This window comes from Microbacterium sp. G2-16M, assembly GCF_055809115.1.
Window position 1 is genome coordinate 1496500 of sequence record NZ_CM147897.1, and the last position, 24427, is coordinate 1520926.

18 protein-coding genes are annotated in these 24427 nt (G+C 70.4%); 10 read left to right on the forward strand and 8 right to left on the reverse strand.

What is annotated here, in order from left to right; all coding sequences use genetic code 11:
- Positions 1 to 161 precede the first annotated feature (161 nt).
- The 5 genes from AC0L6F_RS07085 (at position 162) to AC0L6F_RS07105 (ending at position 7256) form a co-directional block, all read left to right on the forward strand.
- Positions 162 to 1940, forward strand: coding sequence for an MFS transporter (locus tag AC0L6F_RS07085; RefSeq protein ID WP_473539692.1), 1779 nt, complete (start codon positions 162 to 164; stop codon positions 1938 to 1940).
- A gap of 55 nt (positions 1941 to 1995) precedes the next feature.
- Positions 1996 to 2403 (forward strand): transferase, encoded by a 408-nt coding sequence (locus tag AC0L6F_RS07090; RefSeq protein ID WP_259612633.1) that lies wholly within the window; start codon positions 1996 to 1998, stop codon positions 2401 to 2403.
- Between the two features lie 292 nt (positions 2404 to 2695).
- Entirely contained in the window at positions 2696 to 4204 is a 1509-nt protein-coding gene (locus AC0L6F_RS07095; protein ID WP_259613212.1) for a CoA-acylating methylmalonate-semialdehyde dehydrogenase, read from the forward strand.
- 11 nt (positions 4205 to 4215) lie between these two features.
- Entirely contained in the window at positions 4216 to 5580 is a 1365-nt protein-coding gene (locus tag AC0L6F_RS07100; protein WP_473539693.1) for an aminotransferase class III-fold pyridoxal phosphate-dependent enzyme, read from the forward strand.
- A 257-nt stretch (positions 5581 to 5837) separates the two neighbouring features.
- On the forward strand, positions 5838 to 7256 hold the full coding sequence (locus AC0L6F_RS07105; protein WP_473539694.1) for an aminobutyraldehyde dehydrogenase: 1419 nt from the start codon (positions 5838 to 5840) through the stop codon (positions 7254 to 7256).
- A gap of 273 nt (positions 7257 to 7529) precedes the next feature.
- Here AC0L6F_RS07105 and AC0L6F_RS07110 read toward each other — a convergent pair whose 3' ends face one another.
- Complete coding sequence (locus AC0L6F_RS07110) at positions 7530 to 8915, reverse strand: NAD(P)/FAD-dependent oxidoreductase (RefSeq protein WP_473539695.1); 1386 nt, start codon at positions 8913 to 8915, stop codon at positions 7530 to 7532.
- 87 nt (positions 8916 to 9002) lie between these two features.
- Here AC0L6F_RS07110 and AC0L6F_RS07115 point away from each other — a divergent pair, with 87 nt between their 5' ends.
- The 3 genes from AC0L6F_RS07115 to AC0L6F_RS07125 all read left to right on the forward strand — a co-directional run bounded on the left by AC0L6F_RS07115 (position 9003) and on the right by AC0L6F_RS07125 (position 11880).
- On the forward strand, positions 9003 to 9467 hold the full coding sequence (locus tag AC0L6F_RS07115; protein ID WP_473539696.1) for an Lrp/AsnC family transcriptional regulator: 465 nt from the start codon (positions 9003 to 9005) through the stop codon (positions 9465 to 9467).
- Entirely contained in the window at positions 9464 to 10861 is a 1398-nt protein-coding gene (locus tag AC0L6F_RS07120; protein WP_473539697.1) for an aspartate aminotransferase family protein, read from the forward strand. Before AC0L6F_RS07115 ends, AC0L6F_RS07120 begins: the two co-directional genes overlap by 4 nt.
- A 362-nt stretch (positions 10862 to 11223) precedes the next feature.
- Positions 11224 to 11880, forward strand: a complete 657-nt coding sequence (locus AC0L6F_RS07125; protein WP_473539698.1) for a LysR substrate-binding domain-containing protein — start codon at positions 11224 to 11226, stop codon at positions 11878 to 11880.
- Positions 11881 to 12189: 309 nt separating this feature from the next.
- Here AC0L6F_RS07125 and AC0L6F_RS07130 read toward each other — a convergent pair whose 3' ends face one another.
- The 7 genes from AC0L6F_RS07130 to AC0L6F_RS07160 form a co-directional block, all read right to left on the reverse strand.
- Positions 12190 to 13785 (reverse strand): S8 family peptidase, encoded by a 1596-nt coding sequence (locus AC0L6F_RS07130; RefSeq protein WP_473539699.1) that lies wholly within the window; start codon positions 13783 to 13785, stop codon positions 12190 to 12192.
- Between the two features lie 277 nt (positions 13786 to 14062).
- Positions 14063 to 16537 carry a CHAT domain-containing protein gene (locus AC0L6F_RS07135; protein ID WP_473539700.1) on the reverse strand — a complete coding sequence of 825 codons (2475 nt, stop codon included), beginning with the start codon at positions 16535 to 16537 and terminating at the stop codon, positions 14063 to 14065.
- 45 nt (positions 16538 to 16582) lie between these two features.
- A complete protein-coding gene (locus tag AC0L6F_RS07140; RefSeq protein WP_473539701.1) occupies positions 16583 to 17050 on the reverse strand; it encodes a hypothetical protein in 468 nt (155 codons plus the stop codon).
- Entirely contained in the window at positions 17040 to 17654 is a 615-nt protein-coding gene (locus tag AC0L6F_RS07145) for an RNA polymerase sigma factor (protein ID WP_473539702.1), read from the reverse strand. The genes AC0L6F_RS07140 and AC0L6F_RS07145 overlap by 11 nt, the downstream gene beginning before the upstream one ends.
- A gap of 650 nt (positions 17655 to 18304) precedes the next feature.
- Positions 18305 to 20485, reverse strand: a complete 2181-nt coding sequence (glgX, locus tag AC0L6F_RS07150) for a glycogen debranching protein GlgX (protein WP_473539703.1) — start codon at positions 20483 to 20485, stop codon at positions 18305 to 18307.
- 47 nt (positions 20486 to 20532) lie between these two features.
- Positions 20533 to 21012, reverse strand: a complete 480-nt coding sequence (locus AC0L6F_RS07155) for a glutaminase (protein ID WP_473539704.1) — start codon at positions 21010 to 21012, stop codon at positions 20533 to 20535.
- Between the two features lie 194 nt (positions 21013 to 21206).
- Complete coding sequence (locus AC0L6F_RS07160) at positions 21207 to 21902, reverse strand: GTP pyrophosphokinase (protein ID WP_473539705.1); 696 nt, start codon at positions 21900 to 21902, stop codon at positions 21207 to 21209.
- Between the two features lie 132 nt (positions 21903 to 22034).
- Here AC0L6F_RS07160 and AC0L6F_RS07165 point away from each other — a divergent pair, with 132 nt between their 5' ends.
- Positions 22035 to 22712, forward strand: coding sequence for a TetR/AcrR family transcriptional regulator (locus AC0L6F_RS07165; RefSeq protein WP_473539706.1), 678 nt, complete (start codon positions 22035 to 22037; stop codon positions 22710 to 22712).
- On the forward strand, positions 22709 to 24427 hold the full coding sequence (locus AC0L6F_RS07170; RefSeq protein ID WP_274635957.1) for an MDR family MFS transporter: 1719 nt from the start codon (positions 22709 to 22711) through the stop codon (positions 24425 to 24427). Before AC0L6F_RS07165 ends, AC0L6F_RS07170 begins: the two co-directional genes overlap by 4 nt.

The window sequence follows — 24427 nt, forward strand, 5'->3', positions numbered from 1 at the left end:
GATCGCGGGGGCGCCTCCGCTTCCTGAACGATCGGTCGGTATTCCGCGCGTATAGTGGTGCCGACCCCCGGAAACGGGAGCCGTGCATCCCACGCCGGGGCGACGGCCGCCGTCCCGGTCCCTGTGCGAGGAGGACCGGTGCGAGAGAAGACGATGCCGGCATGACCGTGCGCGAGACGCGGCCTCGGGTCCCACGGCGCACGTCGCTGAGCACCCGCTCCGCGCGCCGGGCACGGCGGGCCGCGATCCGCACCGCGAGCCCGCACTACCGCTGGATCGCCCTGTCGAACACGACGCTGGGTGTGCTGATGGCCTCCATCAACGCGTCGATCCTGCTCATCGCCCTGCCGGACATCTTCCGCGGGATCGGCGTGAACCCGCTCGAGCCCGGCAACACGAGTCTCATGCTCTGGCTGATCATGGGCTACATGGTGGTCACCGCCGTGCTCGTGGTCAGCTTCGGCCGGCTGGGCGACATCTACGGCCGGGTGCGGATGTACAACGCCGGCTTCGCGGTGTTCACCGTGTTCTCGATCCTGCTCGCGGCCACGTGGATGCAGGGCACGCCGGCCGCCCTGTGGATGATCGTGATGCGCATCCTGCAGGGCGTCGGCGGGGCGATGCTGTTCGCCAACTCGAACGCGATCATCACCGACGCCTTCCCGGTGGCCCAGCGCGGGCTGGCGCTCGGGCTGAATCAGGTCGCCGGCATCGCCGGGTCGTTCATCGGGCTCATCATCGGCGGGCTGCTCGGCCCGATCGACTGGCGGCTGGTGTTCCTGGTGTCGGTGCCGGTCGGGGTGATCGGCACCGTCTGGGCCTACATCAGCCTGCATGACACCGGCGTGCGCCGCCGGGCTCGGGTGGACTGGTGGGGCAACGTCACGTTCGCCGTCGGTCTGGTCGCGGTGCTGGTCGGCATCACCTACGGCATCCAGCCGTACGGCGGCCACACCATGGGCTGGACGAACCCCGCGGTGCTGGCGGCCCTGGGCGGCGGCATCCTCGTTCTGATCGTGTTCGGCGTGATCGAGACGCGGGTCGCCGAGCCGATGTTCCACCTGTCGCTGTTCCGCATCCGCGCCTTCACCGCCGGCAACCTCGCCTCGCTGCTGAGTTCGCTCGGCCGCGGCGGGCTGATGTTCGTGCTGATCATCTGGCTGCAGGGCATCTGGCTGCCGCAGCACGGATTCGACTTCGCGTCGACGCCGCTGTGGGCGGGCATCTATATGCTCCCGCTGACGGTCGGCTTCCTCCTGGCCGGACCGGTCTCGGGCTGGCTCAGCGACCGGTTCGGCGCGCGCACCTTCGCGACCGGCGGGATGCTGCTGGCGGCGGCCAGCTTCGTCTGGCTGCTCCTGCTCCCGGTCGACTTCTCCTACCCGCCGTTCGCGGCGGCACTGCTGCTGAACGGGATCGGGATGGGCGTGTTCGCCGCGCCGAACCGGGCCGGGATCATGAACAGCCTCCCGCCGGGCGTGCGCGGGGTGGGCGCGGGCATGAGCACCGTGTTCCAGAACGCCGCGATGGTGCTGTCGATCGGCATCTTCTTCTCGCTGATGATCACCGGGCTGGCCCGGTCGCTGCCCCAGACCCTGTCGGCGGGCCTGATCGCCCACGGTGTGCCGGCCGCCGCCGCGGCGAAGGTCGCGTCGCTGCCGCCGGTGAGCGTGCTGTTCGCATCGCTGCTGGGCTACAACCCGGTCCAGACGCTGCTCGGGCCGGACGTGCTCGGCCGGCTGCCGGCATCCTCGGCCGCCTACCTGACCGGGCGCGGCTTCTTCCCCTCGCTGATCTCGCAGCCGTTCGCGGACGGGCTGACCGTCGCGTTCGCGTTCGCGATCATCGCCTGTCTGGTCGCGGCGTTCGCGTCGGCGCTGCGAGGCGGGAAATACGCGTACGACGAACCGGTTTCGCAGATGGGGTCGGGAATGCGATGATTTCTTACAGGGTTATTCCTATTACCGGCAGCACCTGATGTCGGGGGAGGACACTGTGGGCAAGAACTACGTGGACATCGAGAACGATTCGGGCGAGACCCTGCGCTATCGCAAGCATGCGAACGGGCGCGGGCTGATCGCCCATGGGGCGAAGGTGCACCCGAGCGCCATCGTCGAAACCGGCGCGTACGTCGAACCGCGCGCCCAGATCGCCGCCGGCGTGCATGTCGGCCACGGCGCCTGGGTCGAGGCGGATGCCGTGATCGGCGCGGGCGTGCAGATCGCGCCGCACGCGCACATCGGACCGGGCGCCGCCATCGGCGCGAACGCGAAGATCGGCGTGCGCACGCACATCGGCGATCACGCCATGGTCGCCGTGGGGTCCCTGATCGGCGACGACGAGACCATCGGCGACGGCGAGCGGATCGCGACCGACCGCCGCGGACTGCGGCTGGCCGCCTGAGCCGCACCGGCGACACGCGGCAGCCGGACGAAGCGTCCGGCGAGCCGTGAACTTCGCGACGGATCGGGCCTGCTGACGTGCGGCATCCCCTGGAAAGCTGGGGGCAACACGCGGGAGTGGGGATCAGGCGATCTGTCCGGAAGGACGGGCGCGCGTCCCTCGCCGGGCCGACCGGGCCGGCGGACCCGTGCCGCCCGGAAGGACCCCGATGAACACATCCGCGAGCACGGCCGTGGTCGGATCCGTGACCACAGCATCGTCTGACGACGCGGCCGCGGCATCCGATCTCCCGATGGTCGGCCACTGGATCGACGGCGCTCCCCGCGCGTCGGCGAGCGGGCGCACCGCGCCGGTGTTCGATCCGGCCACCGGCCGGCGTCGCGCCGAGGTCGCGCTGGCCGACCAGGCCGACGTGGATGCCGCGATCGCGTCCGCGCAGCGCGGCTTCCGGGAGTGGGGCGGCTGGTCGATCGCGAAGCGCCAGCGCGTGCTGTTCGCGTTCCGCGAGCTGCTGAACGCCCGCACCCGCGAACTGGCCGAGATCATCTCCGGCGAGCACGGCAAGGTGGTCTCGGACGCGCTGGGCGAGGTCATGCGGGGCCTCGAGGTCGTCGAGCTGGCCTGCGGGTTCCCGCAGCTGGTCAAGGGCGGGTTCAGCGAGAACGCCTCCACCGACATCGACGTGTACACGCTGCGTCAGCCGCTGGGCGTGGTCGGGATCATCTCGCCGTTCAACTTCCCGGCGATGGTGCCGCTGTGGTTCTTCCCGGTCGCACTGGCCGCCGGCAACGCGGTCATCCTCAAGCCCAGCGAGAAGGACCCGTCGGCGGCGCTGTGGCTGGCCCGGCTGTGGTCCGAGGCGGGCCTGCCGGACGGCGCCTTCACGGTGCTGCAGGGCGACAAGCAGGCCGTGGACGGCCTGCTGCACTCCCCCGCGGTGCAGGCGATCTCGTTCGTCGGATCGACGCCGATCGCGCAGTACATCTACGAAGAGGCATCCCGTCATGGCAAGCGCGTGCAGGCGCTCGGCGGGGCGAAGAACCACATGCTGGTGCTGCCCGACGCCGACCTCGACCTCGTCGCCGACCAGGCCGTCAACGCCGGCTACGGCGCCGCGGGCGAGCGTTGCATGGCCGTGTCGGTCGTGCTGGCCGTGGGCGAGGTCGCCGACCCGCTGCGGGCCAAGATCGTCGAGCGCATCGACCGGCTGAGGGTGGGGCCGGGCACGGATGCCGTCGAGCCCGACATGGGGCCGCTGATCAGCGCCGCGCATCGCGACAAGGTCGCCGGCTACGTGGGCGTCGCCGAGCAGGACGGCGCCGACATCGTCGTGGACGGGCGCGGGTTCACCGTGGACGGGCACGAGGACGGCTTCTGGTTCGGGCCGACGCTGATCGACGGCATCCCGACCGACTCCCGCGCCTACCAGGAGGAGATCTTCGGCCCGGTGCTGTCGATCGTGCGGGTGGCCACCTTCCAGGAAGGCCTCGACCTGATCAACTCGGGCCGGTTCGGCAACGGCACGGCCATCTTCACCAACGACGGCGGGGCCGCACGACGCTTCCAGAGCGAGGTGCAGGTCGGCATGATCGGCATCAACGTGCCCATCCCGGTGCCGGTGGCGTACCACTCGTTCGGCGGGTGGAAGGCGTCCCTGTTCGGCGACGCGAAGGCGTACGGCGTGCACGGGTTCGACTTCTTCACCCGTGAGAAGGCCGTCACCGCGCGCTGGGTCGATCCGGCCACGCGCGGCCGCTCCGCCCGGGGCGGCATCGACCTCGGCTTCCCGCAGAACGACTGAAGGACCCGCTCATGACCGACACGCTGCCGACCACCGTCGACCGGGCCGCCGACGCGCGGGTGCGCGCCGACGACCGCGGGCACGTCTTCCACTCGTGGAGCGCGCAGGCCCTCATCGACCCGCTGCCGGTCGCCGGCGGCGACGGCGCCACGTTCTGGGACTACGCCGGCAACAGCTACCTCGACTTCTCGAGCCAGCTGGTGAACCTGAACCTCGGGCACCAGCATCCCGATCTCGTCGAGGCCATCCAGCGACAGGCCGGGCGACTGGCCACGATCCAGCCATCGATGGCCAACGACGTGCGCGGCGAACTGGCCCGGCGCATCAGCGAAGTCGCCCCCGACGGGTTCTCGAAGGTGTTCTTCACCAACGGCGGCGCCGACGCGGTCGAGAACGCGGTGCGCATGGCGCGCCAGTTCACCGGCCGGCGCAAGGTGCTGGCGATGTACCGCAGCTACCACGGCAACACCACCACCGCGATCTCGCTGACCGGCGACCCGCGGCGCTGGGCGAACGAGCCCGGCGACGGGTCGGTGGCGCGCTTCTTCGGGCCGTACCCGTACCGCTCGCCGTTCCACTCGACCTCGCCCGAAGAAGAGACCGCGCGGGCGCTGGAGCACCTCGAGCAGACGATCGTGCTCGAGGGCGCCGCCACCATCGCCGCGATCATCATCGAGACGATCGTCGGCACCAACGGCATCCTCGTCCCACCGCCGGGTTACCTGGCCGGGGTCCGCGAGCTGTGCGACCGGTACGGCATCGTCTACATCGCCGACGAGGTGATGGTCGGCTTCGGCCGGATCGGCGAATGGTTCGCGTTCCAGGCGTTCGACGTGGTGCCCGACCTGATCACGTTCGCCAAGGGGGTGAACTCCGGGTACGTGCCGCTGGGCGGCGTGGTCGTCTCGGACCGCATCGCCGGACACTTCGACACGGTGTCGTTCCCCGGCGGCCTGACCTATTCCGGGCATCCGCTGGCGTGTGCGGCCGGCGTCGCCACGTTCGAGGTGTTCGAGCGCGACGGCATCCTCGCGCGGGTCCGCGATCTCGGCGACCGGGTCGTCGGGCCCCGGCTGCGCGAGATCTCGCGACGGCACGCCTCGGTCGGGGACGTGCGCGGCATCGGCCTGTTCTGGGCGATCGAACTGGTGCGCGACAAGCAGACCCGCGAGCCGCTCGTGCCGTTCAACGCGACGGGGGCGGATGCTGCGCCGGTCGCCGCGGTCGCGGCGGCCTGCAAGAAGGGCGGCGTGTGGCCGTTCACGCACTTCAACCGCCTGCACGTGGCCCCGCCGCTGGTGATCTCCGAGGACGACCTCGTGCGCGGCCTCGACGTGATCGATGCCGCGCTGCACGCCGCGGACGAGTACGTGTAAGTCCCTGAGCGAGCCGACACAGGTCCCTGAGCGAGCCAAGCCAACACAGGTCCCTGAGCGAGCGAAGCGAACACAGGTCCCTGAGCGAACGAAGCCAACACAGGTCCCTGAGCGAGCGAAGCCAACACAGGTCCCTGAGCGAGCGAAGCGAACACAGGTCCCTGAGCGAGCGAAGCGAGACGAAGGGCCGGAAGGATCGAAGCGAACACAGGTCCCTGAGCGAGCGAAGCGAGACGAAGGGCCGGAAGGATCGAACCATGACCCTGCACAACATCATCGACGGCGCGGCGGTCGAGCCGTCCGGACCGCTGCTGGATCTCGTCTCACCCGTGACCGGCGAGGCCTATGCACAGGCCGGAGTCTCGACCGCCCTGGACGTGGATGCCGCGTTCGCCGCGGCATCCCGCGCCTTTCCGGGCTGGCGCGATGCGACGCCGGCCGCCCGCCAGCTGGCGCTGTTCCGGCTCGCCGACGCTCTTGCCGCGCACGCGGACGAGTTCGCCGACCTGGAGTCGCGCGACACCGGCAAGCCGCGGGCGAGCCTGGTCGCCGACGAGATCGACCAGTCGGTCGATCAGCTGCGGTTCTTCGCCGGCGCGGCCCGCGAGCTGAACGGCCGGGCGGCGGCGGAGTACGCCGAGGGGTTCACCTCGTACGTGCGGCGCGAGCCGATCGGCGTGGTCGCGCAGGTGACGCCCTGGAACTATCCGCTGAACATGGCGATCTGGAAGATCGGGCCGGCCCTGGCCGCCGGCAACACCGTGGTGCTCAAGCCGAGCGAGACCACGCCGTCCACGACGGTGCGGCTGGCCGAGCTGGCCGCCGAGATCCTGCCGGCGGGCGTGTTCAACGTGGTCCTGGGCGACCGCACCACCGGCGCGCTGCTGACCGAGCATCCTGTGCCGCAGCTGGTCGCGATCACCGGCTCGGTCCGGGCGGGGATGCAGGTGGCCGCCGCGGCGGCGAGCAGCCTCAAGCGCGTGCATCTCGAGCTCGGCGGCAAGGCTCCCGCGGTCGTGTTCGCCGACGCCGACCTGGCGCGTGCCGCCGCCGGGATCGCCCAGGCGGCGTTCTTCAACGCCGGGCAGGACTGCACCGCCGCGACCCGGGTGCTGGTCCAGGCATCCGCCCACGACGCGCTGGTGCACGAGCTGGTGGCGTATGTGCGGGGCAACATCCGCACCGGCGCACCCGATTCGGGGGCCTTCTTCGGGCCGCTGAACAATGCCGGGCAGCTGGAGCGCGTGGCCGGGTTCATCGACCGGCTGCCCGCGCATGCGCGGATCGAGACCGGCGGGCGCCGGCAGGGCGAGGCGGGGTACTTCTTCGAGCCGACGATCGTGTCGGGCGTGCACCAGGACGACGAGATCGTCCAGTCCGAGGTGTTCGGCCCGGTGCTGACCGTGCAGCCGTTCGAGACCGAGGCGGATGCCGTGGCCCTGGCCAACGGCGTGCCCTATGCGCTCGCGGCCTCGACGTGGACGACCGACCACGCCACCGCGATGCGGATGAGCCGGGCGCTGGACTTCGGCTGCGTCTGGATCAACGCGCACATCCCGTTCGTGTCCGACATGCCGCACGGCGGGTTCAAGCAGTCCGGATACGGCAAGGACCTCTCGATCTACGGCTTCGAGGACTACACCCGCCTCAAGCACGTGATGTCCAGCCTCGCCTAGCTCCGCCCCTCCTCTCTCGCCGAGATTGTCCTCCGTCCGCCGAGGTTGTCCTCCGTCCGCCGAGGTTGTCCTCCGTCCGCCGAGGTTGTCCTCAACAACCTCCCGGTACCGAGCACAACCTCGCTGAACCGACGACAACCTCGCGGGACGAACGACAATCTGGGCCAACAAACGACAACCTCGCTGAACCGAGGACAATCTCGCGGTACGAACGACAACCTGGGCCAACAAACGACAACCTCGCGCGACCGACGACAACCTCGGCGGGCCGGGTCAGTGGCCGGAGATGAGGTCGGCGATGCGCGCGACCGGCGATGTGCGCGAACCGCCCCGCGCCTCCTGCGCGTCGGCCATGCCGTACGCGGCATAGATCGCGTTCACGGCGATCCAGCGCAGCGGCTCGACCTCCCACTTCCTCGCGCGATGCCCGACCCACGGCAGGTGCACGAGGTCGGTGTCGCGCTCGAGCACGAGATCGGCCAGCGTCCGCCCGGCCAGGTTCGTCGCCGTCACACCGGTCCCGACGTATCCGCCGGCCCAGCCCAGCCCGGTGCGCCGGTCGTGCCCGACCGACGCGGCCCAGTCGCGCGGCACCCCCAGCACGCCCGACCACGCATGCGCGATCGGCACCGCGGCCGCCGCCGGGAACGCCCGGTGCAGCAGCCGGGTCAACCCGCGGACGGTGCGGTCCTGCGTGCGCCCATCGGTGTCGACCTTCGACCCGTACCGGTACGGCACGCCGCGACCGCCGAACGCGATCCGCCCGTCGGCGGTGCGCTGCGCATACGTGTACACGTGCGCCAGGTCGCCCAGCGTGTCGGCGTGCGCCCAGCCGATCTGCTCCGATACCGCCGCCGGCAGCGGTTCGGTCACCAGCAGCGACGAGTTCATCGGCAGCCACGTGCGGTGCTCGGCCCGCAGGTTCGCGGTGAATCCCTCGGTCGCCCGCACCACGTGCGCGGCCCGCACCGACCCGCGTGCCGTGCGCACCAGCCCCGGCTCGATCGAGACGGCCGGCGTGTCCTCGTAGATCACGGCGCCCGCGCGCTCGACCGCCGTCGCCAGCCCGCGCACGAGCTTGGCGGGGTGGATGCGGGCGCAGTGCGGATGCCACATCCCGCCGAGCGGACGGTCCACCGCGACCCGCTCCCTGGTCTCGGCCGGCCCGAGCGCGGCGACATCCGCCCCCGGCCAGTCCGCCTCGGCGGCCACGACCGCCTGCAGCCGGGCGAGCTGCGCCGGCGTGTAGGCGACGTTGAGCTCACCGCCCTTCGCGATGTCGCACGCGATGCCCTCGACGCCGGCGACCCGGATCACCTCGTCCACCGCCGCGTTCAGGGCGGCCTGCTGACGGATGCCGCCGTCCCGGCCGTACTGCTCCCGTCCGCCGGTGACCGAATTCGTCAGCCACCCGCCGTTGCGACCGGATGCCCCGAACCCGGCGAAGCGCGCCTCCACGACCGCGACCCGCACCGACGGGTCGAGCGCGCGCAGGTAATACGCCGTCCACAGTCCGGTGAACCCGGCGCCGACGATGCACACGTCCACGTCGACATCGCCCGGCAGCGGCTCTCGGGGGGTCGGCATACCGAGCTGCTGCCACCAGAACGACACGCCGCCGTTGCGCATGCGACCACCCTGTCCAGATGCGTTTTCCATCTTCTTCGCGCCATCCTAGCTACGGAATCCCTCTTGTAGAAGCGTCTGGACAACTGATACCGTGCAGACGGGCGAAGGAGACGAAGGATGCCGCAACCTGCACGCGCCGCGATCGATGACACCTCGAAGGCGATCATCGAACAGCTGCAGGCGGATGGGCGACGCTCGTACACCGAGATCGGGCGCGCCGTCGGCCTCAGCGAGGCCGCTGTCCGCCAGCGCGTCCAGCGCCTCACCGAGAGCGGTGCGATGCAGATCGTCGCGGTCACCGATCCGCTCCAGCTCGGCTTCGCCCGGCAGGCGATGATCGGGGTGCGCGTCTCGGGCGATGCCCGCGCGGTCGCCGATGCGGTCACCGCGCTGCCCGGCGTGACCTACGTCGTGCTCACCGCCGGCACATTCGACGTGCTCGTGGAAGTCGTCTGCGAAAGCGACGACGAACTGCTCGAAATGCTGAACGGCAGCATCCGCCCCCTTCCCGACGTCGCCCACGCCGAGGCGCTCGTCTACCTCAAACTCCACAAGCAGCTCTACGACTGGGGCACACGATGACCATCACCAGCACTACCCGCACCGAAGCCGAACTGCAGCAGATGGCCAAGGACCACCTCTGGATGCACTTCGCCCGGCAGTCCGTGATGACCGACGGCCCCGGCGTGCCGATCATCACGCGCGGCGAGGGCCATCACATCTGGGACTCGCAGGGCCGCAAGTACATCGACGGGCTGTCGGGTCTGTTCGTGGTCAATGCCGGCCACGGCCGCAAGCGGCTGGCGGATGCTGCTGCCCGCCAGGCCGAGCAGCTCGCGTTCTTCCCCATCTGGTCGTACGCCCATCCGTCCGCGATCGAGCTCGCCGACCGGCTCGCCGGCTACGCACCGGGAGACCTGAACCACGTGTTCTTCTCCACCGGCGGCGGCGAGGCGGTCGAGACGGCGTTCAAGCTCGCGAAGTACTACTGGAAGCTGCAGGGCCGGCCCACCAAGCACAAGGTCATCTCGCGGTCCATCGCCTACCACGGCACGTCGCAGGGAGCCCTGGCCATCACCGGCATCCCCGACATGAAGGCGATGTTCGAGCCTGTCACCCCGGGCGGGTTCCGCGTGCCGAACACGAACTTCTACCGGGCCGACGAGGCAGGATTCCCCGGCGGCACCGAGGCGGAGTTCGGCCTGTGGGCGGCGAACCGGATCGAGGAGATGATCCAGTTCGAGGGTCCCGACACGGTCGCGGCGGTGTTCCTTGAGCCGGTGCAGAACTCGGGCGGATGCCTCCCCCCGCCGCCGGGATACTTCCAGCGCGTCCGCGAGATCTGCGACAAGCACGACGTGCTGCTGGTCTCGGACGAGGTGATCTGCGCGTTCGGGCGCATCGGCGAGTACTTCGCCTGCGACGCCTACGGCTACCAGCCCGACATGATCACGTTCGCCAAGGCCGTCACCAGCGGATACTCGCCGCTGGGCGGCACGATCGTCAGCGATCGCATCTATGAGCCGTTCGCGCACGGGAACGCCTCGTTCCCGCACGGGTACACGTTCGGCGGGCACCCGGTCTCGGCTGCGGTGGCCCTGGAGAATCTCGACATCTTCGAGGAGGAGGGGCTGCCGGCCCGGGTGCGCGAGAACTCGCCGGCGTTCCGATCGACCCTGGAGAAGCTGCTCGACCTGCCGATCGTGGGCGACGTGCGCGGCGACGGCTACTTCTTCGGCATCGAGCTGGTCAAGGACAAGGCCACCAAGGAGACGTTCGACGAGGACGAGTCCGAGCGGCTGCTGCGCGGCTTCCTGTCCCGGGCGCTGTTCGATGCCGGGCTGTACTGCCGCGCCGACGATCGTGGCGACCCGGTCATCCAGCTCGCCCCTCCGCTGACCATCGGGCAGAGCGAGTTCGACGAGATCGAGCAGATCCTGCGCGGCGTGCTCACCGAGGCCTGGACGCGGCTGTAGGCGGTGGCAGGACTGGGTACCGCGCCGCCGCCCGGACTGCGGCATCCATTCCTGGCCCGTTCTGCTCGCAGGAACATTTCGCGATCCGGGCGCGTCACCCCGGCGTGTCGCGGGGGCTGAGCCAGATCTTCCTGCGAATTGAACGGTCCTCTCGATCGCGCTCGGTAGCGTCTCCATGAGCGATCTCGAGGTGTCGGCGACACGCAGCGTCGCTGCGCGTGCGACGGCCGAGCCCGCGGCGCACACAGGACGGGATGCCGGGGTCCTGTCGGGCCTCAACGACTAGGTTGAACAGTATGGCGAGCAGGCGATCCGGCGGAGGACGAGGACCCCGGCGCACCGCGAAGCCGGGTACCGGTCGGGTGCCCAAGAAGCCGGCCGCCGAGAAGACGCCACGGAAGAACCCGCCGACGCCGGGACCCCTTCCCGCCGGCCCGTTCCGTCTCGGTGCGGTCGCCGGCGCGACTCCGGGCAAGTGGATCCGCATCTGGGAGGAGCGGATGCCGCGCAATCCGCTCGAACTGATTCCGCTCACCGCCGCCGCGCAGCGCGACGCGATCGGATCGGGCGAGGTCGACGCGGCCCTCGTGCGCCTGCCGATCGACCGCGCCGGACGGCACGTGATCGCGCTGTACGACGAGGTGCCGGTGGTCGTCGTCCCGGCCGAATCGGATCTGACCGCCGCCGACGAGCTCGAGGCCGCCGACCTGGCCGGCGAGGTGCTGATCACCCCGGCCGACGACGTGCTCGGGTTCACGGCATCCGGCACGCGGGAGCCGAGCGTCGCTGCGCCCGAGACGACCGAGGATGCCGTGGCCACGGTCGCCGCCGGTGTCGGCGTCGTCGTCGTGCCGATGTCGCTGGCCCGGCTGCATCACCGCAAGGACGTCACCTACCGGCCGCTGCGCGGAGGACCGATCTCGACCGTCGCGCTCGTGTGGGACGCCGACCGCCCCTCGGACCTGATCGACGCCTTCGTCGGGATCGTGCGCGGCCGCACCGCGAATTCGTCGCGCTGAGGCCTGATCACGCGCCGGGGGCGGCCTCGGCCCTTCGTCTCGGTCGCTGCGCTCCCTCGCTCAGGGACCCCTCCGACACCAGGTCCCCGAGCGAGCGCAGGACCGACGTCAAGCCCCGTCCGACGCCCGGCCCTTCGTCTCGGTCGCTGCGCTCCCTCGCTCAGGGACCTCTCCAACGCCAGGTCCCCGAGCGAGCGCGGGACGGCCCTTCGTCTCGGTCGCTGCGCTCCCTCACTCAGGGACCTCTCCAACGCCAGGACCCTGAGCGAGCGCAGCGAGACGAAGGGCCGAAACCCCGCACACCGCGCCCTACAGCTCCTCCTGACGGAGCTGGTCGACGATCTTGGCCGATGCCGCGGCCCTAGCTGCGGCATCCGCCCCCTCGTCGAGCGCATCCAGGCGCGCGGCGATGCTGCCCGACACGAGCGGGGCGGCGAACGAGGTGCCGCTCCACACCGCGAACCCGCCGGTGAAGTCGTCCGGATCGAGCGAGTCGCGCTCCTTGCCGTGCGCATCGCGCCGCGTCACCGCCTGGGCCCCGCCGTTGAAAGCCGGGAATGTCGAGAGCACCGACACCCCGCGCGCATACAGATCGATCCACGGGGCGGTGTTGCTGAACAGCGCCACGGTGCGGCCGTTCGGATTCTTCGCCCCGATGGCGAGCATCGGCGCGCAGCCGTCCTCACCGGGGAACGCCGCCGGGAACATCGGCCGATCGGTCGCGTCGTTGCCGGCGCTGCACACGATCGTGGTCCCCGCCGCCGCGATCTCCAGGAGCACCAGGCGCAGCCCCGCGCTGTACAGCACGTCCTCGGGGGTCTCGTGGTAATACCCCAGCGACAGGTTCAGCACGTCGATGCGCTGTCCTCCGGGCAGCCCCTGCGCGTGACGCAGCACGAGCTCGGCGACCTGATCCATCGCGTCGATGAGGTCCGACTCGATCACCCGGCCCAGGCTGTCGGCGATGCGCGGTGCGAGGATGTCGGCATCCGGGCATGCCTGATGCACGACTCCGGCCACGAACGTGCCGTGCCCCGATACCGGATCGATCTGCCCGTCCAGCGGCCCGACCAGATCCGGATTCAGGTCCGGGTCCTCTGCCATGTCGGTCAGGCCGATCGGCACCCCATCGAGCTCGACCCGGGTGCGCACGACCCCGGGACGGAACCACGGATGCTTCGCGCAGCCGGTGTCCATGATCATGACGATCGGACGATCGCGCTTGCGTTCGCGCGAACGATGGGGCGCGTCGCCGACCCACGTCACGGCTTGACGGCCGCCGAACCCGGGCAGAGCGTAGGCGCCGAGTCCCGCCGATGCCGGGTTCGTCGAACCGAACGGGTTCGTCGAGGTGAACGGATTGGTCGACGTGAACGGGTTCGTCGATGTGAACGGGTTCGTCGAGCCGAAGGGATTAGTGGAGGTGAACGGATTCATCCCGATCGGGCCCACGGTCAGCAGGTGGTCGAGTCCGACGCCATCGAGGTCCACGCCCTGCCGTGCGGCAGCATCCAGCACAGCCCACGCGTCCGGAACCGACCCGGCCGCTGCCCCCTGGGCGAGAACCTGCACCCTCGTCACCGACGTCGCCCGCGGCCCCTCGCGCCCGGGCCGCGAAGCGCGCCGCTCGATCGTGACAACCGGCTGCGGCTCGAACTGCCAGCCGGCGCTCACGAACGCCGCATTGAGATCGCGCACGACCTCGTTCACGTCCCGCCGGCCCGACACGAGCAGGCGATCCGGGATGTACACGGTCGGGAAGACCCGGCTCGGACCGGGTTCGGCCGGCGGCTGCAGGACCACCCCGAGCGGCTTGATCGCCTCCTCGCGCTGCTCCCAGCTCGCTCCCCCGCGCCGGGCGTCGACCGGCTCACCCGGCCCGTTCTTGTCCGTCTGGTCGTCCATCGTGGCCTCCTCGCCGTGCGCAGCGCGCGCTCCCCGTGATCTCGAACTCTAGCGGTCCCCGCGGCGCCCCAGCGAGGCGGATTCCCCTGGAAAGACGGGGAGGATGCCGGCTTGCACCGGCATCCTCCCCCTTGGGTTCGGCGACGGCGCCCCCAGAACACCGTCCCCACTCGCTGCGCTTCCCCTGTGGGCCCGACTCCCCAGTCATGCGGCCCGGTCGCGCTGCGAACGTCCCACCGTGTCAGAGCGGGGGCATCCCTCGCTGATACACGCGCAGTCAGAAACCCACGCCGTGCGCCTGGAACGGCGTCACCAGTCCGGTGCGGGCGGATGCCGCGGCCAGCGCCTCGGCAGGGTCCACCCCTGCCGACAGCTCGGTGTGCATGGCCCCGAGCAGTTCGCAGGCGGCGTCGTCGGCGACCACCACCGGAGTGGCGATGACGCATCGCGCGCCGGCTGACAGCCACATCCGCGCCATGCCGATCGCCTCCTCACCCCAGCGGACCGACGAACGGCCGCCCTCGCAGGCCGAGAGGATCACGATCGCCGGAACCCGTCCGATCCGATCGATGTCGTAGCCGAAGAGCGTGCCATCGGCCAGTTCCAGCCCCGAGAAGAGGGCGTTGTCGGCCGCGTGCTGGCCGTGCGCCGCGATGTGCAGCACATCGACCCGGGACGCGAGCTCGGTCACGGCATCCGCCCTCGCATCCTCCCGATCCACGATCACCGGGGCAGTCCATGCCGCCGCGGCGGCACGTACCTCCTCATCGCCCCGGGCCACGCGAGGCCCGACGGCGAATCCGGCGGTCGCGACCGGAGTCCGCGGTCGCTCGCGATCCCGCACCCACTGCGACGCCGACGCGGCGAGCGTGAACGCGCGGCCGCGCATGGCCGGCAGCATCGCCCAGGGGATGCCGGAGAGGATGCCGGGGGCCGTGATCACCACGCGGCGCGAGCCGACCGCCGCCAGCGGACCGTCCAGCAGGGCCGCCGACAGCGCCTGCAGTCGCGCTTGCAGCGATTGCAGGACCGCGGCCGCGAGGGGGCCGGTGCGCACGGTCGCGGCCATGTCGAGATCGGCGCGCAGCCCCGGCATGAGGTCGCGGATGGCGGCCAGGCCCGGCAGCGGGACGACGCGCTGCGCATCCGCGGTGACCACGAGGGCGGTCACCGCATCCCCGGAGTAGATGTACGACAGCACGGCCGTGGCGTCATCGAGCGCGCTGACCAGTTCGGGCAGCGGGATCCGCTGATATGCCTCGCCCGAGGAGGTCTGCGTCCATTGCCGGGTGCGCGCCCGCTCTCGCAGCACCATCCCGCGCGCGCTGGTCGCCCACGCCGGATCGTCGGCACGCAGCATCCGCAGCTCGGCGAGGTCGGCGGCGAGGTCCGGGTCGGGCGGTGGGCGCAGCGGCACCACCTGTTGGCTGAGCTGCCGGGCGCGCTCGGACCACTCGAACACGACGTCGGGTCGTCCCGAGCGCGCCGCGGCGTCGAGGCCGACCAGCGCGAGACCGTTCCCGTGCATCGCCACAGAGGTCTGCAGGTCGAGGCTTCCGAACGCCGCGCGCCACCGGGTCAAGTGGTCCAGGCCTCGTGCGGCATGGCGGCGGGCCGCTGCATCGTCCCCCCGGGCGCGCGCACTGACGGCCCGAGCCTCATGCGCCAGCAGCTGCACCTGAATCGGCGCCGACGCCGGCACGCGGATCGCCGAGCCGTGGGGTCTCTGCCCGTGCCGCGCCTGCCATATCGCCAACCCCAGTCGCAACGACGCTGCTTCGCTGGGGAATCCGGCGCGACGCAGCCGGGTAGCGAGCCCGGCCACCTCGTCGGTGGAGGGGATGCGCCCGGCATCCGGCAGCCGCCCACCGCCGCGTCGCACCGCCCCGCCGCTGAGCGCGGCGCGCATCCGCACGGCCTCGGCGCGCGCCGCCCACGTCCGGTTGCCGAGCAGGTCGAAGCGTCGCGCCGCGGCTGCGGCCGTACGGCGAGCACGCGGCGGGTCGTGGGTCAGCTGCGAGCAGGCGAGCTGGAATTCCGCCTCGGCCCGCAGCTGGGTCATGCGGTGCGCGCCGAACAGCTTCGCCGTCGCCGCCAGCAGCTGCTCCGCGTCCCGCGTCAGACCGGCGTCGCGCAGCACCTCGGCGCGGTCGGTGTCGCAGATGCCGGCGGTGATGGGGGATGCCGCGGCCCGGGGGCGCGCCTCCTGCATGCCGCGCAGCGCCGCGACCAGGTCGCCCTGCAGCAACGCCACGTACGCACGGTTGTGCTCTGCCTGACCACCGTCCACCGGCAGGCCGGACTCCGCGAAGATCCGTGCGGCGACGTCGAGGTCGACGGCCGCGCTGTCAAGATCGCGCACCTGCAGTCGGGCGACGCTGCGGTTCATGCGCACGCGCGCCTCGGCCACGGGGTCGTCGGCGAGTCCGGCGATCGCATCGGACAGCAGCCGCTCGGCGTCGCGCAGGCGCCCGCCCACCAGCGCGAGCGCACCGAGCTGGCCGAGCAGCACGGCACGCGTGCTCTCCTGCAGCTCGGTCAGGGCGAGGGCGTCACGGCACAGGCGCTCTGCCTCGCCCGGATGCCCCGTGCGCTGCAGCACCACCGCCTGGGTGCCCATGATCCGCGCCCGCAGGTCGACGTCCTCGACGATGGCCGCAGCACGTTGCAGCGTGTGCTCGGCCGCCGCGAACCGTCCGCGGATGCTCTCCTCGACGGCACGACGATGCAGCTGCTGCGCGCTCGGGGCCACGCCTCTATCTTGGCGCAGGCCGACGACTCCGGGAATCCGTCGCGGTCACACCTCGAACTGCGGCGTCTGGAACTCGCGCACCTCGTCGCGGGCCCCGCGCACTGTCAGCCGCACCCGGATCAGCCCCGCACGCACGCCGTCGAATGCGAACCGGCCGTGCTCGCCGACATCCGCCTTCTTCTCGTGATCGCCCTGGACCAGTCGCACCGCGACGGCCGCAGCATCCACCCACCCGTCGATCCGGCGGTCGCCGTCCTCGGTGACGGTCACGTGCAGCAGCACACTCGTCTCGCCGTCGCTGAACTGCAGCGTCGAGGTGTCGCCCTCGCCGCGCACCTCGGCGTACTCGCCTTCGACCATGGTGAGCAGCGCGTACTCGCGAGTGAGGTCTTCGACCGCGACCGCGGCGACCATGCGGTCGACCAGGCCAGCCGGCTCGGGATCATGCTCCCGCCACATCGCGCGCAGGTGCGCGAACATCGCCGCATCGGCGGCGAAATCCTCATGTTCCATACGCCATCGCCCCCTCATCGCCCAGCAGTGCGCGCAGCTTGACCAGGCACCGCTGGCGAGTCGGGCCGATCGAGCCGATCGGCATCGACATCTCCTGCGCCAGCCGGGCGTAGTCCGGGCGCTCCTCGAACGCGATCACCCGCAGCAGCCGCTGACAGCGCTCGGTGAGCTGGCCGACGGCATCCCACAGGCGATGCGCCCCGTCCAGGCGGGTGGCGGATGTCTCGGCCGACTCCTGCGTCGGCAGCTTGGGCTCGAGATCCTCGGTCTCGGTGACGTCCGCGCGCCGCTGGGCGCGTCCGACGCGCCAGGCCTCGCGGCGGGCGGTCGTGGTCAACCAGCCCGACACCGCCCGCGCGTCGGCGATGCTCTCGTGCCGGCGGACGAGGGTCAGCCAGGTCGTCTGCACGACATCCTCGGCCAGCGCCGCGTCGAGCCCGTAGGCGCGCACGATGTGCCACAGTGTCGGGGACATCAGCCGGACCAGGTCGTCCATCGCTCGCGCCTCGCCGTCTCGCCATGCGCGGAACAGCGTGCCGGCGCGCTCCCAGCGCGGCAGCTCGTCCGCGGGCTCGGCCGACGCGGCATCCCCCAGATTCGTCATGATGACCATTGTGTCCACAACAACCCAGAGCACGGTAGTCCTCCCCCTGATACCTCCCGCCCCTCCGCCGCGCTTCTCGCTGCGAAATCGTACGATTTGGCCGAGTGCACATGAGTCTGGGCCGAGTTTGATGTGCAGTCGGGAAATTGATGTGCAGTCGCGGGTGCGGCGGGGTGCGGCGTGTGCGGCGTGCAGGCTGCGGCGCCCGGGCGGGGGCTCGAGGTCGGCGGTCGAGTGCGGGGGTGCTGCGATTGCGGCGGCTGACACCGTTGCAATTCAGTCGACGCAAAATGCGGGCTTCAACGCCAGCGAGCAACCATATGTGACGACCGAACAGCGACCCACGAATCCAGTCGACGCAAAATGCGGGCTCCAGCGCCCGCGAGCAACCATATGTGACGACCGAACAGCGACCCACGAATTCAGTCGACGCAAAATGCGGGCTCCAGCGCCCGCGAGCAACCATATGTGACGACCGAACAGCGACCCACGAATTCAGTCGACGCAGAATGCGGGCTCCAGCGCCCGCGAGCAGCCATGTGCGTCGACTGAGCGACCAGGATGTCACGCCTCGGCCGCGCGCCCTCAGCGCCCGCGAGCAGCCATTTGTGACGACCGAGCGACCAGGATGCCACGGCCCGCCCGCGCCCTCAGCGCCCGCCCGCGCCCGCCGGCTTCGCCGCGGCCAGCGACGCCTCGACCGTGTGATCCGGGCCCTTCGCCTCGTCGCTGTGCGCACGCAGCACCGCGAGCGCCCGAGCCTCGAGGGTGACATTGCCTCCGGGCGGCACGGGGTGGTCGCCGTTGCCGTGCGCGCCGGTCTCGACGACCAGGTCCCAGCTCGGGCTGGCCTTGACCCACGGGATGCGGAAGTCGATCGCCTCGTCGCCCGCGTTGAACAGGACGATGAAGTGCCGATCGGTGATCGTGCGACCCCGGGCATCCCGCTCGCGGATCCCGTCGCCGTTGAGGAACACGCCGATCGCGCGGCCGAAGCCCGACTCCCAGTCCTCCGGCTGCATCTGCGTGCCGTCCGGCCGCAGCCAGGCGATGTCGGGCACCGGCGCGCCTTCGCTCCGACGGATCGGACGCCCCTCGAAGAACCGGCTCCGCCGGAAGGTCGGATGCTTCCGCCGCAGCTTCGAGAGCTTCGCGGTGAACTCGATCAGCGGCAGGTCCGCGGCATCCCAGTCGATCCAGGTCAGCTCGCTGTCCTGGTTGTAGCCGTTGTTGTTGCCCTGCTGCGTACGGCCGAGCTCGTCGCCGTGCGAGATCATCGGCACGCCTTGGCTCAGCAGCAGCGTCGCCAGGAAGTTGCGCTGCTGCCGTGCGCGCAGCGCGAGGATCGCGGGGTCGTCGGTCGGCCCCTCGACACCGCTGTTCCACGAGCGGTTGTCGTCGGTGCCGTCGCGATTGTCCTCGCCGTTGGCCTCGTTGTGCTTCTCGTTGTACGAGACCAGGTCGCGCAGGGTGAAGCCGTCGTGCGCGGTCACGAAGTTGACGGATGCCACGGGCCGGCGCCCCGAGTGCGCGTACAGGTCGCTGGACCCGGTCAGGCGCGACGCGAACTCGCCGAGCGCCTGCGGCTCGCCGCGCCAGAAGTCGCGCACGGTGTCGCGGTACTGTCCGTTCCACTCGGTCCACAGCGGCGGGAAGTTGCCGACCTGGTATCCACCCGGTCCGACATCCCACGGCTCGGCGATGAGCTTGACCTGCGAGATCACCGGATCCTGCTGGACGATGTCGAAGAACGCCGACAGGCGGTCGACCTCGTAGAACTCCCGTGCCAGGGTCGAGGCCAGGTCGAACCGGAACCCGTCGACGTGCATCTCGAGCACCCAGTACCTCAGCGAGTCCATGATCAGCTGCAGGGTGTGCGGATGACTGACGTTCAGGCTGTTGCCGGTGCCGGTGTAGTCCGTGTACCGGGCCGGGTCCTTCTCGTCGAGCTTGTAGTAGGCGGCATTGTCGATGCCGCGCATGCTCAGCGTCGGGCCGAGCTCGTTGCCCTCGCCGGTGTGGTTGTAGACGACATCCAGGATCACCTCGATGCCGGCGGCGTGCAGGGCCTTGACCATCGCCTTGAACTCCTGCACCTGCTGGCCGCGGTCGCCCCCCGAGGCGTACCCGTTGTGCGGGGCGAGGAACGCGATGGTGTTGTAGCCCCAGTAGTTCGCGTGCGCGTGATCGGCCGAGCTGGCGGCATCCACGAACTGGTGCACGGGCATCAGCTCGATCGCGGTGACCCCGAGCTTGCGCAGATGCGCGATGATCGCCGGGTGCGCGAGGGCGCTGTACGTGCCGCGGATCTGATCCGGGATGTCGGGGTGCCGCTCGGTCAGCCCCTTCACATGCGCCTCGTAGATGACCGTCTGGGCGTACGGGGTGTGCGGTGCGTGATCGCCGTTCCAATCGAAGAACGGGTTGACCACGACGCCGCGGACGGTGTCCGGCGCCGAGTCGTCGTCGTTGCGCTGCTCGGGGTCGTCGAGGTCGTACGCGAACAGCGACTGCCCGTGCACCATCTGCCCCTCGACCGCCTTGGCGTACGGGTCGAGCAGGAGCTTGGCCGGGTTGGCGCGCTTGCCCTCGGCCGGTTCGTACGCGCCGTGCACCCGGTAGCCGTAGCGCTGGCCGGGCGCGATCTGCGGAAGGTAGGCGTGCCAGACGTACCCGTCGACGTCGACGAGGTCGACGCGGGTCTCGGCGCCGTCGTCGTCGAACAGGCACAGTTCGACGCGCTCAGCGGCCTCGCTGAACAGCGCGAAGTTCGTGCCGTTGCCGTCGTACGTCGCGCCCAGCGGGTACGCCGCCCCGGGCCATGTCTCCATCGTTTCCCCACCTTGAGTCGACGTTCCAGACTACCCGAGGTCGCGTCTCAGCCCGGCGGGGCCAGCAGCAGCGCGATCCGGTCGTCGAGGTAGCCCTCCAGCGGGACGAGCGCCCCGGTCCGGCTCCAGCGGATGCCGGGCACCGAGCCGAGCATCGCCAGGGGGCCGGATGCCTCGCCCCGCGCGAGCGCGGCCGGGTCGAGCCGCTCCCACCCGATGTGCACGGGCTCCCCCTCGGCGAATCCGCCGCGTCGGGCCGCTGCGGCCAGCGCCGCCCGCTCGCGCTGCGACTCGGCGGTGAACCCGCGCCGCACATCCTCGCGCGCCCGCAGGATGTCGCCGGTGGCCAGCACCTCGTCGTCGGTCAGCAGCAGGGCGCCCAGATGCCAGGCGGTGCCGCGCGGCTCGATCCGCGGGGGGCGGGCGATGCCGAGGATGCGCCGCGGCACGATCAGCTCGCCCAGCCGCTCGCGCGGGAGCTCCGCGAGACGCCGCCGTGCGGCATCCATCATCTCCGCGACGTCCACCCGGCCAGGCTACCGGCGGGTGGGCGTGCAGAACTCCGGAGATCCGGTGCATGCCCGGCTGGCGCGGCGCGGGATCCCGGGGCGATCACTCCCGCGGCGCGCGAATCTCCGGAGTTCTGCACGCCGCCCCGCGGTGTCCGGCCCTGGACACCCCGGCCCCGGACACCTCGACCCCGGGCACGCCCGCAGCCGGCTCAGACCGCGAGGATCCGGGTGCTCTCGATCTCGCGCGTGCCGCCGTGCATCTCGCGGTGCAGCCGCTCCATCCGCTCGTCGAGGAGGGCGGCCGAGTCGGCGGCATCCTTCAGCTCCGCCAGCAGGTCGCCGGGCACCTGCTGCTGGTACTTGTAGTAGATCTTGTGCTCGAGGCTGGCCCAGAAGTCCATCGCGATCGTGCGGAACTGCACCTCGACCGGCACCTCGATCGGACCGGTGGACAGGAACACCGGAACCTGCACGATCGCGTGCAGACTCTTGTAGCCGTTGGGCTTGGGGTGCGAGATGTAGTCCTTGACCCGGAGCACCGAGATGTCGGGCTGCGTGGTCAGCAGGTCGAACAGCCGGTAGGCGTCGGCGGTGAAGCTCGTGGTGATCCGGATGCCGGCGATGTCGGTGATGTGACTGCGGATGCTGGCGAAGTCAGGGTCGATGCCCTTGCGCACGACCTTGTCGACGATGCTGTCCGGGGTCTTCACCCGACTGGAGACGTGCTCGATCGGGTTGTATTCGTGCAGGTACTGGAACTCGTCGCGCAGGATGTCGATCTTGGTCGAGATCTCATGCAACCCGAACTGGTACGGCAGCAGGAATCGCTGCAGCTCGTCTCGCAGGGAGCGCAACTGGGACGGGGACATGTCGACGGGGGCGTCGATCTCCGGCTGGTCGAGCATGGCCCCACCCTATGGATCAGGGCTGAGAGTCAGGCCAGCGTCGGCGGCCCGACTTTACGAGTCGGCTGTGAATTATGCACGAGTGCATGTTTGCATTTGCGCAACTTCGGGTACGCGAGGAAGATTGCACGAGTGCAAGAAGAAGCTCCCCTTCCCGGACTGCGCGAGCGCAAGCGCGAGCAGACCCGCCGGCGCCTCGAGACCGCGGCGGTCGAGATCGTCCTCGAGGACGGTCTGGACAAGCTGACCATCGATGCGCTGAGCGAACGTGCCGAGGTCTCACCCCGCACGTTCTTCAACTACTTCGACAGCAAGGAAGATGCGATCCTCGGCGTGCGCACGCAGGAGGACACGCAGGAGCTGGTCGCCGAGACCCTCGAGGGCATGCAGCCCACCTCCCTGCTGGACGGCGTTCTCGAGCTGCTGAGCGCCGTCGTGCGCGGCCCCGGCCGCGACCTGCACGAGCAGCGGCACCAGATCGTCCGCGCGCATCCCGAACTCCTGCAGCGCAAGTTCTCGCACATGGATGGGATGCTGAGTCCGCTCAGCGACGGCGTGCGCGCGCTGATCGACCGCACGTCGGTGCCCGCGGAGAGGGATGCTGCGAAGAAGGATGCCGTGAAGAAGGATGCTGCGCCCTGCTCGGACGAGCAGGCCCAAGTGGTCCTCATGACCTGCGGCGCCGCCATGCGCGCCGCCACGATCGAGCTCACCCGCGAGCACTCAGACCTCTCCACCGATGAAGCAACGGCACGACTGCGCACCCGCGCGGCCGCGCTGGTACGAGAAATGACAGGACTACTGCAATGACCGCAACCGCGGACACGGCGGCCGTAGAGCCGCACCACACCCGGAACATCCTGCTGGTGTTCGCCGGGCTGATGGTCACGATGCTGCTGGCATCGCTGGACCAGACGATCTTCAGCACCGCGCTGCCGACCATCGTGGGCGACCTGCACGGCGTCGACCAGATGACCTGGGTCATCACGATCTACATCCTGGCCTCGACGATCATGCTGCCGGTGTACGGCAAGCTCGGCGACCTGATCGGCCGCAAGGGCATCTTCATCGCGGCGATCTCGATCTTCATCCTGGGATCGATCATCGGCGGCTGGGCGCAGGACATGCCCTGGCTGATCATCGGCCGCGGCGTGCAGGGCATCGGCGGCGGCGGGCTCATGATCCTGTCGCAGGCGATCATCGCGGATGTCGTGCCCGCCCGCGAGCGCGGCAAGTACATGGGCATCATGGGCGGCGTGTTCGCCATCTCGTCCGTGGCCGGCCCGCTGCTGGGCGGCTGGTTCACCGATGTGATCGGATGGCGCTGGGGCCTGTGGATGAACATCCCCCTCGGTATCCTCGCCATCGTCGCGGCCGTGATGTTCCTGCACCTGCCCAAGCACCCGAAGCGCAAGGTGAAGCTGGATGTGCTCGGCATCGCACTGCTGGCCCTGGCATCCACCGGCATCGTCCTGATCACGACCTGGGGCGGCCATGACGCGCCCAACGGGTACGCCTGGGATTCCCCGCAGATCATCAGCCTGATCGTCGGCACCGTGCTGGCCGCCGTCGCGTTCGTGTTCGTCGAGATGCGCGCCGCCGAGCCGGTGATGCCGCTGCACCTGTTCCGCAAGCTGAACTTCAACCTGATGACCGCTGCGGGCCTGGCGATCGGCGTGGCGATGTTCGGCACGCTCGCCTACATCCCCACCTACCTGCAGATGGTGACCGGGGCCAACGCCACCCAGTCGGGTCTGCTGATGATCCCGATGATGGGCACCGTGCTGCTCTCGTCGATCGTGTCGGGGGCGCTGGTGAGCCGGACCGGACGGTACAAGTGGGCGCCGATCACCGGCACCCTCGTCACCGCCGTCGGAATGGTGCTGCTGTCGACCATGACCGCCGACATGCCGGTGTGGCTGATCTGCGTGTTCCTCGGCGTGATGGGCCTGGGCCTCGGCCTGTGCATGCAGATCTTCGTGCTCGTCGTGCAGAACACGTTCCCGGGCTCGGAGGTCGGCGTTGCCACCTCGACGAACAACTACTTCCGGCAGATCGGCGCGTCGCTGGGCTCGGCGATCGTCGGGAGCCTGTTCGCCACGCGGCTGCTGGACCTGCTCAGCGAGCGGATGCCGGCCGGCGCCGGCGGCTCGGCCGGCGGAGCCAACAGCCTGACGCCCGAGCTGGTCAAGGGCCTGCCCGAGCCGATCCACGGCATCATCGTGGGCGCCTACAACGATGCGCTGACGCCGATCTTCCTCTACATCCTGCCGCTCGTGCTGATCGCGACCGTGCTGGTGTGCTTCGTCAAGGAAGTGCCGCTGAAGAAGACGATCGACCGCGGCGACGTCGCGGCCGAGAGCCTGGAGATCGACGGTGCCGACTCAGTCGCGGTCGTCACCGGCGCGCTGAGCGTGGTGAGCGAGGACGGCACGACGGCGGCCGCGGCGTCGACGTCGGCGACGGCGACGCTGACCGCCGAGCGCGAGGCTGCCGGGGACGACCCGGCCGCCGACCGCCCGTAG